9 protein-coding genes are annotated in these 15,009 nt (G+C 67.1%); 7 read left to right on the forward strand and 2 right to left on the reverse strand.

Annotation, left to right across the window (positions count from 1 at the left end):
* The first annotated feature begins 103 nt into the window (after positions 1–103).
* The 4 genes from ACZ5XO_RS10490 (at position 104) to ACZ5XO_RS10505 (ending at position 6,506) form a co-directional block, all read left to right on the forward strand.
* Complete coding sequence (locus ACZ5XO_RS10490) at positions 104–679, forward strand: RNA polymerase sigma factor (protein ID WP_464162302.1); 576 nt, start codon at positions 104–106, stop codon at positions 677–679.
* Complete coding sequence (locus ACZ5XO_RS10495; protein ID WP_464162303.1) at positions 676–1,641, forward strand: FecR family protein; 966 nt, start codon at positions 676–678, stop codon at positions 1,639–1,641. Before ACZ5XO_RS10490 ends, ACZ5XO_RS10495 begins: the two co-directional genes overlap by 4 nt.
* 71 nt (positions 1,642–1,712) lie before the next feature.
* On the forward strand, positions 1,713–4,793 hold the full coding sequence (locus ACZ5XO_RS10500) for a TonB-dependent receptor domain-containing protein (protein ID WP_464162304.1): 3,081 nt from the start codon (positions 1,713–1,715) through the stop codon (positions 4,791–4,793).
* A gap of 84 nt (positions 4,794–4,877) precedes the next feature.
* On the forward strand, positions 4,878–6,506 hold the full coding sequence (locus ACZ5XO_RS10505; protein ID WP_464162305.1) for an alkaline phosphatase family protein: 1,629 nt from the start codon (positions 4,878–4,880) through the stop codon (positions 6,504–6,506).
* 51 nt (positions 6,507–6,557) lie between these two features.
* Here ACZ5XO_RS10505 and ACZ5XO_RS10510 read toward each other — a convergent pair whose 3' ends face one another.
* The gene (locus tag ACZ5XO_RS10510; protein WP_464162306.1) at positions 6,558–9,221 is read right to left on the reverse strand and encodes a tetratricopeptide repeat protein; all 2,664 of its coding nucleotides are present in this window, start codon (positions 9,219–9,221) and stop codon (positions 6,558–6,560) included.
* Between the two features lie 250 nt (positions 9,222–9,471).
* On the opposite strand from ACZ5XO_RS10510, the gene ACZ5XO_RS10515 reads away from it, so the two are divergent.
* The 3 genes from ACZ5XO_RS10515 (at position 9,472) to ACZ5XO_RS10525 (ending at position 12,371) form a co-directional block, all read left to right on the forward strand.
* Positions 9,472–9,783: a hypothetical protein gene (locus ACZ5XO_RS10515; RefSeq protein ID WP_464162307.1), complete on the forward strand. Its 312-nt coding sequence runs from the start codon at positions 9,472–9,474 to the stop codon at positions 9,781–9,783.
* A gap of 30 nt (positions 9,784–9,813) precedes the next feature.
* On the forward strand, positions 9,814–10,728 hold the full coding sequence (locus tag ACZ5XO_RS10520; RefSeq protein WP_464162308.1) for a hypothetical protein: 915 nt from the start codon (positions 9,814–9,816) through the stop codon (positions 10,726–10,728).
* Positions 10,729–10,937: 209 nt separating this feature from the next.
* Entirely contained in the window at positions 10,938–12,371 is a 1,434-nt protein-coding gene (locus ACZ5XO_RS10525; RefSeq protein WP_464162309.1) for a hypothetical protein, read from the forward strand.
* Positions 12,372–12,490: 119 nt separating this feature from the next.
* On the opposite strand, the gene ACZ5XO_RS10530 is transcribed toward ACZ5XO_RS10525, so the two are convergent.
* A complete protein-coding gene (locus tag ACZ5XO_RS10530) occupies positions 12,491–15,001 on the reverse strand; it encodes a hypothetical protein (protein ID WP_464162310.1) in 2,511 nt (836 codons plus the stop codon).
* Positions 15,002–15,009 lie beyond the last annotated feature (8 nt).

Here is a 15,009-nt window from a genome sequence, read left to right on the forward strand (position 1 = left end):
GGATTTCGTCTTGTTTTCGTGGCTTGTCCTGTAGGGGGATTATCGAACTGAAGTGTCTGATGAATCGCCCTGGGCGCGGCCCAGCGTAGCGGAATGGAACGTGATGGTCGAAGATGATGAGCTGAAGGCGTGGTTCTTTCGAGAGGTGTTTCCTCTCGAAGCCGCCCTGACGCGATTCATCCGCCGCAACTGGCGCAACGAAAGCGACGTGGCTGACCTGAGGCAGGACATCTACACCAAGGTCTACACGGCGGCCCAACAACAACTCCCGCTTCAGGCTCGCGCCTTCCTGTTCACCACGGCTCGGAACCATCTCATCAACACCGCCAAACGCGCCAAGATCGTGTCCTTTGACCTGGTGGCCGATCTTGAAGCCTCCTTTCCTGAGGCGATGTCGGCCGATCTCGACAGACAGCTGACGGCGAGAGACGAACTGAGGCGCGTTCAGGCAGGCCTGGAACGGCTTCCGTCGCGTTGCCGGCAGGTGATGACGCTGCGTCGCGTCGAAGGCCTGTCCACCAAGGAGGTGGCGGCTCATCTCAACATCAGCGTAAGCACCGTTGAACAGCAGATGGTTCACGGTCTTCGAGCCCTCACCGACTACATGATGGGCGGTCAAGGGCGAATACGACGCTCTCCGCCCAAGACATCCGTCGCCAAAAGCGAGTCTCGATCATGAGCGCCCGCAACGAAGTTGAAGATACCGCGGCCTACTGGCTGGCGCGCCGAGCCGATGGGCTATCAAGCGAGGAGCAAGCTCGCCTCGATGCGTGGCTGGACGCTTCCGCCGAACATAAAACCGTCTTTTGGCGCCTCGAGTTTGTTTGGGAGAAGACTGGACGCCTTGTCGCTCTTCGCGGTCCCGACACCCTGACTGAAGTCATCATGGAAGCGCCGCCTCCCGCCACGCCCCGCCGGGTCCTGACCCATTGGGTTGCAGGCCTGGCGGCCGCCCTGGCCGTGGTGGTCCTGTCATCGACCGCCCTGCTCTGGCCCCACCCCGCTCAGTACGCGACCGACACCGGAGAGCGCCGCCTCGTGGCCTTGTCCGATGGGTCGCGCGTCGAGTTGAACACGGAAACCCGCCTGCGAGCCGCCATGTCGTCTGACAGTCGCGAAGCCTGGCTGGACAAGGGCGAGGCCTATTTCGACGTCGCCCACGACGCATCGCGCCCCTTCACCGTTCACATGGGTGATCGGACCGTGCGCGTGCTGGGCACGCGCTTTAGCGTTCGACGTGACGGCGACAAGGTGCAGGTGCTCGTCGCCGAGGGGCGCGTCCGGCTCAGCGGTTCGAAGGTCGATCCCGCCTCCAGGCCCGTCGTGCTGGTTCGCGGCGATGTCGCGACAGGCCTGGGCGCCTCTGTCTTGCAAAGCCGGACTTCGGACCAGCGCGTGGACGACCAACTCGCCTGGCGTCGCGGCCTTTTGGTGTTCGATCAGATCACCCTGGCGGACGCCGCAGTCGAGTTTAATCGCTACAATCAGACCCAGTTGAAAGTGCTCGACTCCCAGACCGCCGCCATTCGCATCGGCGGGAGTTTTGAGGCCGCCAACGTCGAGGCTTTCGTGCGACTGTTGCAAAGCGCCTATGGGCTGGAAATCGACCGCGACGGCGAAATCGTTAAAATATCAGAATAGCTGTAGAGGGTTTCCGCCTTCATCTTGTCACAATCCCTTAGCCGTCCAATCCGGACGACAAAGGGGGTTTTATGACCAAGGTCTCGTTCTTGCGGCACATGCTGACAGGCAGTGCTTGCGCCTTGATACTGGCGGGAGCTGCAGCGGCTCAGACGCGCAACTTCGACGTTCCGTCAGGCGAGTTGAAAGGCGCGCTAGACGCCTATGCGCGCCAGGCTGGCGTGCAATTGGTCTACAGGACCGAGGACGTGCGAGGCGTTCAGACGCGTGGCGTACGAGAGGCTGTTGATGCCGAAACCGCTCTTCGTCGCCTTCTGGAAGGCACCGGCCTGACGGTTCAACGCGACAGCTCCGGCGCCTTGGCCATCGTGCGCCAACCGGTTCAACGAACGACGTGGAACGACGACGAGGCCTCGACAGTCGAGGAAGTGGTCGTCACCGGTTCGCGCCTGAAGAATGTCTTCGACGCCGCCACACCTGTCGTCAGCATGGAACGCGAAGCCCTGCTCGAGGGCGGCTACATGGACCTGGCCGAAGCGCTCACGGACATTCCGGGCGTCGAAGAAGGTGTTTCTCTGGCCAACAGCCAGACGGCGACCCAGGCCAACGGCCTGTCGACCATCAGCCTGCGCAATCTGGGTGAGAACCGCACCCTGACCCTGATCGACGGCCACCGCACCGTCTCCAACGCCGGCAACAAGAACGCCGTCAGCCTCAGCACCATTCCCGAGTTCTTCGTCGACCGCGTTGAGGTGACGACGGGCGGCGGCTCGGCCGTCTATGGCTCCGACGCCATCGCCGGGGTGGTCAACGTCATCACCGAGCGCAATCTGAACGGCGTACGCGCCCGCGTCGTCGGCGGCACGACCTATGACGGCGGCGGCGAGTCGATAGAATACTCCATCGGCGGCGGCCGCCGATTTCTGGACGACCGCCTCTACCTGATGGCCGGCGCCACCTATGATCGCCAGTTCAAGCTGAAGGCGACAGACCGCGAACGCGCCCAGGAATCCATCCTCTATCTGCCCGCCAGCAACACCGTGACGACGCCGGATCTGTCGACCAATATCGCTGGCGGCCGCTTTATCAGCGGGCGCTGGTTCTATGACGACTCTGGCCTTAGACCCAACATGGTCACCGCCGTCGACGGCTATGAAACCCGCCGCGCCGGCACCCTGATCACGCCGCGCGACAACCTGAACGGCGCCGCCAAATTTGATTACGCCCTGACCGACAATCTCAAGATCTGGGGTCAGGCCCTCTATTCGAACGTGGTGACGGATTCGACCCGCGAACCCACGACGATCAGCAACACCACCAGCTTCGGCGTCAACGACGAGTTCACGGTGGGACGCATGTCCCGCACCCTGAACCCCTTCGCTCCGACCGAGATCAAGTCCGCCGCCTCCAGCTCCGGCATCGACTTCCGTCGTCGCGTGGTCGAGGTCGGTCCCAACCTGATCCACAATGAGCGCGAGACCATCCGCGGTTGGCTCGGCATCGAGGGGACCCTGCCCAATGACTGGGACTGGAAGCTGACCTACGGCTACGGCAAGTTCTCGGGCGAACAAATTCGCGGCAATACGCTGAACCTGCAACGCGTCCAATGGGCCCTGGACTCCGAGCGGGTCAACGGCGTGGTCCAGTGCCGCAGCGCCGCCGCCCGCGCCGACGGCTGCGTTCCACTGAACCTCTTCGGCGTGGGATCCATAACCCCGGAGATGGCCGACTACATTCGGGCCAACACCTTCTATCGTCCGACCAATCGTCAGGACACGATCGAGGGCTATGTCTCGGGCACGCTGTTCGAACTACCGGCCGGCCCGATCGAAACCGCCTTCGGTTTCGAAAGCCGCCGCGATCATACCCAGACGCGCACCGATCCCCTAATCCAGAGCGGCGTAGCCAGCTCGTCCTTCCTCCCGGAATACGAGGGGACCATCAAGGCGAACGAAGTCTTCGCCGAAGCCTCGGTTCCGCTGCTGGCTGACCTGCCGTTCGCACATCGCCTGGTGCTTAACGGCGCTGTCCGCGTCGCCGACTACAGCCTGGACGCCGTGGGCACGACCGTCAGCTATCGCGCCGGCCTGCAATGGTCGCCGATTGCCGACCTGCGCCTTCGCACAGAGTACGCCCGCGCCCAACGTGCGCCTGACACCAGCGAACTCTTCTCGCCGCCGCGCGATGACGCCGACACCGTCGTCGACGTCTGTAGCGGGGTGACGGCCAACACGGCCGGCATCGTCGCCCAGAACTGCCGCGCCGACGGCCGCATCGCCGCCGCCATCGCCGCAGCGTCCGACGGAACGTTCCGCCAGCTGAGCACGCAGATCAAGGCGCCGAACGCCGGCAATCCGAACCTGTTCGAGGAAACCGCCGACACCCTGACGGTCGGTCTGGTCTATCGTCCCAGCTATCTGCCGGGCTTCGAGGCCAGCGTCGACTACTACGACATCAAGATTAGCGACGTGATCTCGTCGCTGAGCAACTCGGCCCTGTTGCTGGGCTGCTATTCGGATGCGTCCGGCGCGGACAACATCTTCTGCGACACCATCACTCGCGACGAGAACGGACAGTTGGTGCGCATCCTGAATCAGGAGCAAAACCTCAATGAAACCCGCGCCCGGGGCGTGGATGTCGCCGCCTCCTATCGCTTCGATCTGGAGCAGTGGAAGGTGCCCGGCACGTTCCGCGCGAGCGTCAATTACAGCCGCCGCCTTGAACTGAGCACCGAGTACGACAGCATCGACAAGGTCGAGCTGGTGGAATCCGTCGGCGAGGTCGGTACAGCCAAGAACGAGGCCCGGTTTGGCCTGTCCTGGTATGATGACGCCTGGAGCGTGCGCTGGTCCTCGCGTTTCATCGGCGACGTGGTCGACAGCCTGGAGCGCCGGCAGCAGGCGGTCGCCGCCGGGTGGGCGGACCCGCTCTATCTCTACCTCGATGAGTACTGGCGCCACGACCTGAGCGTCAGCTTCAAGCCGGATATCAACAATCCGAACCTGAAGATTTTCGGCACTGTGAAGAACATCTTCAACGACTACGGTCCCTTCCTGCCGGACGGCACCGACAGCGGAAACGCCTACAACTACAGCTCAGCCTACGGCATCACCGGCCGCGCCTTCACCCTGGGCGTCCAGGTCGAGTTCTAAGACGTCCGCGGTTCCGGCGGCGCCCATGCGGGCGTCGCCGGTCTCCGCCGGGTCAACGCGTCCAACCCTTCATCAGGATCGGCCATGTCAAAACGCTTCGCGATCGCGCTGGCGGCGCTTCTCTGCGCATCATCGAATTTCGCCCATGCTCAGGACACGGCTGCGTCCTCCTCCCATCCTCCGAAACTGGTCGTCGTTGTCGTGGTCGATCAGTTCAGCGCCAACCTGTTCAACCAGTATCGCAGCCGCTGGACCGGCGGCCTGCGACGGCTGTCAGACGAAGGCCTGGTATCGACCAACGGCTATCAGACCCATGGTCTGACCGAGACCTGTCCCGGACACTCGACAGTCCTGACCGGCATGCATCCTGCCCAGACCGGCATCCCCGCGAATGACTGGATTGATCCGACGACGGGCAAGGAAGTCTATTGCCTGTCTGCCCCGCGCAACACGCTCGCGCATGGCCGCAACAGCGACAACGGCCCTGTCGGCCCCGACAATATCCGCGCCTCCAGCCTGGGGGACTGGCTTAAGGACCAACGCCCCGCCTCGCGGGTCTTCGCCGTGTCGGGCAAGGATCGAGGCGCGATCAATCTGGCTGGCCACCATCCCGACGGCGCATACTGGTTCACCGATGACTACGGCCTGACGACCTATGTCGAGCCTGGTCAGAGCGCCCCGGCGCGTCTGGCCGCCGTCGACGCCTTCAACGTCGAGTTCCGCCGCCGCCAGGCCGCGGCGCCCCATGCCTGGACCTACAGCCAGTCCCAGTGCCGCGCGCTGGAATCCGACTGGGAGATTGGCGGCCGAGCGCTTCATTCCACAGTCCCGCCGGCCAAGGACGACTTCGATTCCTCTCCCGCCCTGGACGAAGAGACGCTGAGGGTCGCCGCCTACCTCATCGACAGCCAGCGGCTCGGCCAGGGCCAGACGACGGATCTGCTCGGCGTCAGTCTCTCGGCGACTGATCGTATCGGGCACGCCTACGGCACTCAGGGACCGGAAATGTGCGAACAGATGCACCGCCTTGATCAGGCGCTAGGGCGCTTCCTGGCCGGGCTAGAGAGCCTACCCGGCGGCGTTGTCGTGGTCCTGACGGCGGACCACGGCGGATCCGATTTTGTCGAGCGGCTGGCGCGGCGCGGCTATCCCCATGCCCATCGGATCGATTCCGCCCCGCTCGCGACCGTCAACGCCGTCTTGCGTCAGCGCTTCAACCTGGACGCCTCTCCGCTTCAGTCCGGTTCCAGCGGTCTAATCGTAGCGGACCGGACCCAACTGAGCTTGCCGGAGCCGCTGCGGAGCCAAGTCATCGAGGCCGCTCTGCCCCTGTTGCAGGGCTTGCCCGACATCGTCTTCGCCGAAGCGCGCGACCGCCTGCTGGTCGACCCTTTGCCCGCCAGCGAGCAGCCCGAAATCCTTACCCTTCGCGAACGCATGCGCCTGTCGGCGGTGGCTACGCGATCACCCGACATCATCATGGTGCGCGCCGCGAATGTGACCGGCGGCGGACGCGTAGGGGGCAATATCGCAGGCCACGGCACGCCCTGGGATTACGACCGACGCGTGCCCATTCTCTTCTGGAAGCCAGGCACGCAGGCTCAGGAACGCTTCCTCCCCATCCGAACCATCGATATCGCCCCGACCCTGGCGACCGTCATCGGCATCCAAACTCCGCCGACCGCAGGACGCGCCCTGCAGCTCTGGAACTGATAAGGCGCTCCGGGACGATCAAGCGCCCCTCCGGTCGGCTCGTCGACAGGCTCAACCGACACCCATGACCGCGGCATAGCGGCGGCGTTCGAGGGGTGGAGTTCGTGCTCCCTTCAGATCCTCAAGATGCGTCCGCAGGCGGGTCAGTTCGGCTTGATCGCCTTGCGCCCGGGCGATCTCGGCCAGAGCCAGATCCAGCATCACACCCCAGTCCGCGTCGCCGACCAGCGCCCCCACCCGAGCCCGGTCCACCTGGGTCAGGAGTTGCTTCGCCTCGCCGTACCGCCCGTCCAGAACCAGGCATTCGCCCAGATAGAAGCGGATCACATGGGTCAGGGGATAGTCGTCGCCGAACCCCTCGCGAGAGGCGCGATAGGCCTGATCGAGATGGCGCAGGCCCTGGCGTCGGTCGTCGGTCCGGCACTGGACCGCGCCCAAGTCATTGAGGCCGCCGAGCGTCTGGTGCGCATTCGGTCCCTGGCTGATTTCGGCCCCCTTCCACACAGCCTCGGCCGCCCCGGCCGCCTCCGCATATCGACCCAACGCCGCCAGAACCTCGTAGCGGGTCGACTGGAGACCCAGGGTGTAGCGGCTGTTGCGGCCGAACCGTTCGGTCATCACCGGCAACAGGGCGTCAGCCTCGGCCAGTGCGGTCTCCAGATCATCGGTCATCAGCCGGGCCTGGGCCAGGTGCTGGCGCGCGATCAGGGTGTTGGCGTGGTCAGGTCCCAGGGTGCGGCTCCAATCCGTCGCCACCTGCTGCGTCATCGGCAGGGCCTCGGCCGGCCGCCCCAGGCGCATCAGCACCACCGCCTGCTGCTGGCGGACCAGCAAAACGTCGCGCTCCGACAGCCCGGCCGGTCGGGTTTCGGCGATGGCCAGGGCGCGGGCGAAGGCGGCGCTGGCGGCGTCCAGGTCCTCGAAGAAGCCGATCACCGCCTCGGCCTGGGCCAGATGGAAGCCGAGCATGCCCTTGTCAGCGCCCGAGCCCAGGCGACGGCGCTCGGCGGCGGCGAGTGTCTTGGCCGCGGCCAGGCCGCCGGGCTGGGCCGACAACGCCTCGGCTCGGGCATGCAACAGACGCGCGCGCGCCGCCGCGGGCGAGTCCTGCAGTCCCGCCCGCTCGTAGGCGGCGGCGGCGAGGCGGAACGACAGGCGCGCCTCGTCATACTGCCCCCGTTGGACGAAGGCGGTAGCCAGAGACAGGTGCAGTCCCGCGGCCACCTCGGGCTGACGGGCGAAACGAGCATCGACGGTGGAGCGGGCGCGCAACGCTGCGGCCGCCAGCGTCTCCTCGGCGGCCGAACCGGACAGCGGGTTGGCCTGACCCAGAAGGTCGTCCACCAGGAAGGCGTAGCTGGCCTCGGCCGCCGCTGTCTGAGCCCGGGCCTCGTTCCTCTGGCTGACCGCCACCAGCGCCGCCGTCGAGGTCGCGACAAGACCGATCGCGCCCAGGCCGGCGGCCAGCCGGACCCACGGACGTCGGGTGGCGCGGGCTTCCTCACGACGACGTTCCGCCTCGCGCCGTTCGGTTTCCGCCTCGGCCTCGGTCCGGGCTTGGCGCCGCTGTGCGAGCGTATCGAGCCGCTCAGCCAGCAGCGCGGCGGATTCCAGCCGCCGGCTCGGGTCACCAGCGGCGGCCAGGGCGATGTCCTCGCGCAGAAGAGGATCATCCACCTCCCCTTCCCAGCCGGCGGCGAGCGGCCGGTCCAGGTCGCCGACGGTCATCTGATAGAGGATCAGCCCCAAGGCATAGATGTCCGCGGCCATGCCCGGCGCGCCCCCTTGCGCCACCTCGGGCGCGCGATAGGCGGCGGTGTCGGAGCGGGTCGAGGCGTCATCCTCTCCCGGCGGAAAGCCGCCGCCCGAAATGCCATGCAGGTCCAGCGCCGCCTGATCGACCAACCAGCCGCTGCCGAAATCAGCGAGGCGGACGACGGGGGGGCCGTCCGGCGGCGTCTCGATCAGCACATTGGCGGGCTTCAGGTCCTTGTGCAGCACCCCTGCGCCATGCGCAGCCGCCACAGCGCGCGCCAGGTCGGCGACGACGGCGATCCGGGACTCCAGCGGCATGGCGGCCAGCCCCCCCTCCAGGGCGCCGGCCCAGGCGCGCATGTCCCGTCCCGCGTCCGCCGCTTCAATGAAGTAGGGCGCCGCATCGAAATTCCATTCCAGCACGTCGACGCAGGGCCGCCGATCGCCCAGCACGTTGCGCATCAGTCGGAACAGGGCGACCTCGCGGCGCAGGCTTCGCAGCCGATCCGGAGCGTCGGCGAACTTGAAGATGCGGCTCTCATCGACCTTCTGGTGGCGCGCCCGCCAGACGTCGCCGGCGCCGCTGTCGCCCAGCGCCTCCGCGAGCACCCATTGCGGACGCCTTGGAACCGTGTCCCCCGGCGCGAAGGCGAAGCGCGGCGCCAGGGGCGTCGACAACTGCTCGATCTCGACCGGCCCCGCCAGGCGGTAGCCGACCCGAGGCAGGGTCTGGATCACATCGGCCCCGCCCTCTCCGAGGGCTCCGCGCAGCTTGGACACGGCCGTGGTCAGGGAGGCTTCCACCACGTGGACGCCAGGCCAGACGGCATCGAAGAGTTCCGCCTTGGTCACCGCCTCACCGGCGCTGAGCAACAGTTCGTGCAGAACCTGAAGCGGCTTGCCCTCCAGTTCCACAGGCTGGCCGGATACGGACAGGCTCCAGGCGGCCTCGTCGAACACTGCGTCCGCGAACCGCCATCTGCGCCGTCTCCGGCGCGCTCCGGAACCACCCTCTGCCATGAAGCCCCCTCGAACGACGCTTGCGATCAGGAAACCTATGGGACGCCGGTCCGAAATGGCAACGCTCGACGACCATCGACTGACGACTTGAGAACTTCTTTAGCTCGACGTCAGGACCCTGTGGAGCGAACCGGCCACGCTGGCCTTCTGGCAGCGCGACAGGCGCGCTCCCTAACGGAGGCCGACAGGCATGGAGAACCCGCTTTTCCCCAACCGAATTGAACGGTCCGCAGCGCTCGGCGCCTTCAAGCGCGCCGGGTCCGCCGACCTGGACGTGCTGGCATCCGTGAAGGCCTCGTTGGTCCAGACGTCGAGAACGGCGGTCCGGGGCGGATGGGGGCTGATCGTCTCCGGCGTTCTCGTCTGCCTGACCATCATCGGCATCCCGGCAGGCGTCACCATGGCGCTGATCGGCTGGTGGGTGATCGCCCGGGCCCAGAAGAACATCCGTCTGGTCGACGACGTCCTGACGGAGTTCACCACGGCGCCCCAGCCGGCCTGACGCATCAATCTCGAACAGGAGGAATGAGCCATGAAAGGCAAGATTCTGGGCGTCGCCACCGGCGAACTGGCCGGCGCCATCACGGGCGACGACGGCAAGCGCTATCGCTACGAGGCCGCCGACTGGCGCGGCGAACGTCCCGCCTCGGTCGGGGCCGGCGTCGACTTCGAGGTTGAAGGCGGCGCCGCGCGAGACGTCTATCCGGCCGTCGGCGCCTTCACCGGCGCCGGCGTGGCCTCGGTCGAGGCCTTGGCCCGGTCGTCCGGCGGCGAAAAGGTCATCGGCCTGTTCAAGGGAACCCTGGCCCTGCCGCTGGCCCTCCTGGTGATGATCGCCTTCTTCTTGCCGGCTCTATCCTCGCCGATGATGACCGTGTCCCAGTTGGGGCTGGACAAGATCACGGCCGCCGTCAGACCGAACCTCGAACAGGCCGAGCAGGGTCGGCGCCGCCTGGCCGACCTGGAACGCGATCTGGCCCGCTTCCAGACCGAAGCCGCCCGGCGCGGCGCCGGCGCCCCGGACAGCGTCTACGGCTACGGCAATGTCGGGGATCGCATAACCTCACTTGAGGAGCAGCGCTCCGAGATCCACAAGGGGCTGGGCGCGGTCGGCTTCCTGAAGACGGTGGACGCCGCCCTGATCCTGCGCTTCGCCGCCATGCTCGCCGCCCTGTGGCTGGTCTGGCAGGCTTGGGCGGGCGCGGCCCTGCGCCCCTGGGAGCTGGCGGCGGGCATCGCCGCCCTCCTCGCCGGCGGCCTGACCTTCCTGCTGCGGTCGGCGATCCTGGGGTTGATCTCGACCATGAACCCGCTCGGCGAGGCTGCGGCCGCCCAGGCCGAGGCTCTCATATCCGTCGAGATCGGTCCGTGGCTGCTGCTCGCCGCCGGCGCGGGCCTGATCGCCTCGGGCCTGGGCCTGATCCGCAATCCGCTTGCACGACGCTGACTGGGAGGAACCGTCATGCCCACTCGCCTCCTCAGTCTCGCATCACCGCCCGCCGCAGACCTGCTTCGCCGATCAGCCGACCGCGTCCCCGTCCGCTCGCATTGCTTCCAATGACCCTGGAGCGCAGAGCCCGCCTGCGTCGGTGGATACTTGGCGACGATCAGGCCGACGCGGCCTCCTTGGCCGCGTCCCGGAGGGGAGAGGGAAACATGCACGCCAAGACCGCGCCGCCGACGCCGGACCTCAATCCCGCCCGACGCGAGGGCGACACGGTCGGCGTGCTCGCCGGCGACGCGCTCCGGTTCGCCGCAGAGTTTCTCAACTCGATCGAGAGCGACGAGGCGGACACGCGACGAAGGCTGGCCGGCGAGGCCAGTGTGTGCCGCAGGATGGCGGAAGCGGTCGCCCTCGCTCCGTTGCGAAACTCGTCTCAGGTCCTGACGCCGACGGACCTGGACGGCCGCTTCTTCACCCTCACCGAGCGCATGTGGTCCAACTCCGTCGTCGCGAGCTACCTTCTGGGCTACGCGGCCGACCTGATGAGGGCGCTTCCTGCGGTCAACGGCGCGCTGAAGAACCGCCTGCTTCTGGACGCCCAGCGACTGCAACAAGTGCAGGCATTGCTGGACATGGCCCCCAACGCCCAGTTGGGTCCCCGCCTGACCGAGCTCACGCCCTTGCTCCGAAGGCTCGAAAGGCCGACTGAAGAGGAGAAGCCCTTTGCTCCGATGTTGATCGACGGCGTGACAGCGGACCCGGTGTTCTACGCAGCCGCCCAGGACGCCTACCGCATCGTGGTCGGGCGCGAACTCGACGACCTGTCCGGCATGGCCAGCGCGGTATGGTCCGGCAAGCTGGCTCTTGCCTGGCTGCAGGCGCGCGACGAGGGGTGGCCGCTGACTGCAGTCGAGGCCGCGCGACTGGCGGACGCCGTGTGTAGCCCGCGCGAGCCTTGGAGCCGGTCGCCCGGCCTGCCCGGCGACTGGACAGATCTGCCCCCCGAGGCGGCGGCCGAGGTCCTGCGCCTGATCGGCGCTCACCACCGCGTCGGCTCGACACGCACCCCCTTCCCCCTGGCCGGCTTCTGCGATTGGGTCCGCACGCGGCCGCTGCGCTGTCATGGCGGGGGGATGCTGATCGAGACCCAGGGCCGCGTCAGCGGCGGCGCGACCGGGATCGCCGCCTTCGTGCTGACCGAGAACAAGGTGCTGGCCGTCGATGGAACCTCGGTCTGGATTCACGACCTGAACGACGCCGTCGGCCCGCACCTTCACGACGAGGACGCGCGCCTGGACTACATCCGGCTCTTCATGAACTGCGTTCGCCATGAGGGAGAGCGGTTCCAGCCCATGGAATCCTTCGAGGATCTGGCGGACCGGGCGACGGACGTCGACGCCCTGCGGGACCTCTGCGCGGGCCATGTCCGCGCCATCGAACCGGCCGGCTTCGACGCCGAGGGCCGCTGGCTGTATTTGCTTGTGGTCTGTCACCGCCAGAGCTTCTTCGCGACCGGCTTGGCCCTGTCTCCGGACGGCGTCGTGGAGATGATCGACGACACCTTGCTGGCTGACGAGGTTCCGGTGCGATCCGAACGCATGGACGGCCTTTTCGTCATTCTGGAGCCGAAGGAAGCCATCGCATAGGCTTGATCCCGTCTCGCCTGACGCAGAAAGCAAGGCCGATCCTGAGCATGTTTCAGCATGTTTGAACGTGAAGCTCAGGAGCCGATCGACATCCGCCTGACCGTCCGACGCCTCTGTTCTCAGGCCTGTCCGTCCCAGTCGCGGAGAGTCCGCTCGACGGCCGCAGCCGACTTGTCGACGTAGGGCGCCCGGGTCTCCAACGGGCCGATGCATAGTCGGCGCAACTCGGCCAGCAGGGTCGTCGCCAGGGTCAGTCTGTCCCGATCGCGATCCTGCGCGCCCAGATAGGCCGCCAGGTCCGCGAAGGCGTGCGTCGTCGTGAACCAGAGGCCCCGGTCTCGGCCGCGATCGAGACCAGCCACGACGAATTCCAAGGCCGGGAACGCCTCACGGGCATGCTGGTCCGCCTCGGGACCGGAACCTTCCAGCATGGCCTGATCCATGTGGGACAGGCCCAGCGCCCGCATGGCGAGCAGCCGCCCCTCCTCGTTGCCCAACGCGCCATAGCCATCGACCGCCGCCTCGGCGTCGCGGATCGCCAGATCCAGCAGGTCCCGCCGCTGGTTTTCCGGCCAGAGCGGCGCGAGGTCCCTGCGAACGTTCGACCCGGTGAGAGCCGCGGACGCCCTCGCTGTCGGATCCGCCGTCTGGCGCAGGCCGTCGGTGAGTTGAGCCGCCTCCTCCAGCCGAATCCGCGCGAGGTCGGGTCGGGCGCCTTCCGCGAAATTGAGAAGGGCGATCGCCATATTGACTCGCGCCTCGATCGACAGAGGATCATCGCCCAGATCCGGGTCGTTCACCAGCTGTCGATAGGTCTCGATCGCGCGCTCCGCGAGAGCCTCCCGCTTCGGTCCGAACGGCGTGGTCGAGGCCTCCATCACGAAACGCTTCGCCTGGATCTCCCGCACGACCGCCCGGACCCTCGGCGCCTTGCTCGTCTGGGTGGCGAGCGCCTCGCACCACCTGTCGATCTTCCGAAGCGCGTCCTGCCGCGAGGTAGCGACCGCGCGGGCGCGAGCGCTCCAGGCCTGGGCCAGACGCAGGGCGGCGTCGGATCGAACCGCCGCGGTCTGCGCCTGGGCGTGAAGCGCCTCGAGATTGAGGATCGTCCGATCCAGACGTTCGAGGGCCTCGTCAGAGGGTTCGCGGGCGAACTGCTGGATAGTCGCTGCGGCTTGATCCAGTTGCGCCAGGGGCATGCCTGGCGTCGCTGCGGACGCGGCGGGGGGCGTCATGCCGCGCGCCAGCATCCAGGTTCCGATCCGTGCGATCAGTCTGCGGGTTTCATCGACGACCTCGGCCTCGCTCGCCGGCCCCATGCGGTCGATGAACCCCTGGATGTCCGTGATCAGCAACGGCGGATGCTCGGGTGGGATCGCCTCGACCTGATGAAGCGCCTCCACCTGAACCGCCCAGTAGCCGAGCTCCGCGCGATCCGCTAGCCGCGTCGCCTCGAGAATGGACAAGCTCTGAGCGGCCAGCTTGAAGCCCTCTCCTGCTTCGATCAGACGACGCCGGCCCTGCTCGCCCCCCAGAAGCATGCCCAGAAGGTATGCGGCGTGCGCCCTGGCGGCCACCGACCTCGCCCATTGCAGAGGCGCCTCGCGCTGCAGCTCAGGCGTGATCAGGACGTCATAGGTCAGGATCGCGGCGTTCAGCCCCGAAACGCCGACCACGGAACCCTCTTCGTAGAGGCTCAGAAGCGCATCCGCGGCGGCGCGTCGCTTGAAGACCTCATGGCGGGCCTCCCCGTCCGACGGCAGCGCGATCTTCTCGAGTAGGGTCAGGGCGGCGACGTTGCCGCGACGCGCCAGATCCGCCACCCCCTGCAAGGCGGCGTCAGCCCGTTCCTCGGTTCCCGCGGCGCGCAGGGCCTCTTCGTATCGTCGCAAGTCCTGACCTGTCGCGATCCGGCGCGCGACAGCGAGCGCCTGAAGCAGGCCGCCGATGACCAGAAGGTCCAACCCCATGCGCAAGGCGAAGGCGACCCCGCCGCCGGTGGGCAGCACGGCCTGAACCCCGGACGGGTTGTCGTAGCCCATCACCTCGATATTTCCGATGATCGGCAGCGCCTCCAGCGCCTCGGAGGCGACATAGGTCACATATTCCAGCCCGCCGATCCCCGAGGCCGCGCTGAAGACGTGCAGGCCTGTCAGCCTCCAGACCAGCAGACTGCCCAGCATGAAGACCGCCGAAAGCGCGACCAGGAGTTCGTTGTTGTAGTCCTCGCTTCCGGGCGCCCGACGCCGCTCTGAACTCACGCCGGCGGCGCGATCTTCCTCGTCCCAGGCCCAGCGCCGAAACACGGCGAGGACGGCGACCAGACCCAGAACCAGCACCGGCGCGCCAAGCTGGGGAGGGAGCAGAGCTCCGATCGCGCCGGCTCCCAGGAGCACCGCCAGCAAACGCCCCCAGCGGCGCGCCCGTCCCTCTTCGTCCAGCCCGATCCACCGCGCCACGGTGAGCGCCAAGGCGCGGTCCAGACGCTGAAACCCCGGCCTTACCCAGATCAGCCCGCGTTCGAGCGCCGGATGAAGTCCCCGGATCAAGACAATGGCCACGACCAGGAACAGCAGCGCGCCGGTCAGCGCGACGCCGAACTGGAGCAGGGAAACGCGGAATTCGGACATCAGACCCT

The sequence above is a fragment of the Brevundimonas sp. T2-11 genome (assembly GCF_055397675.1).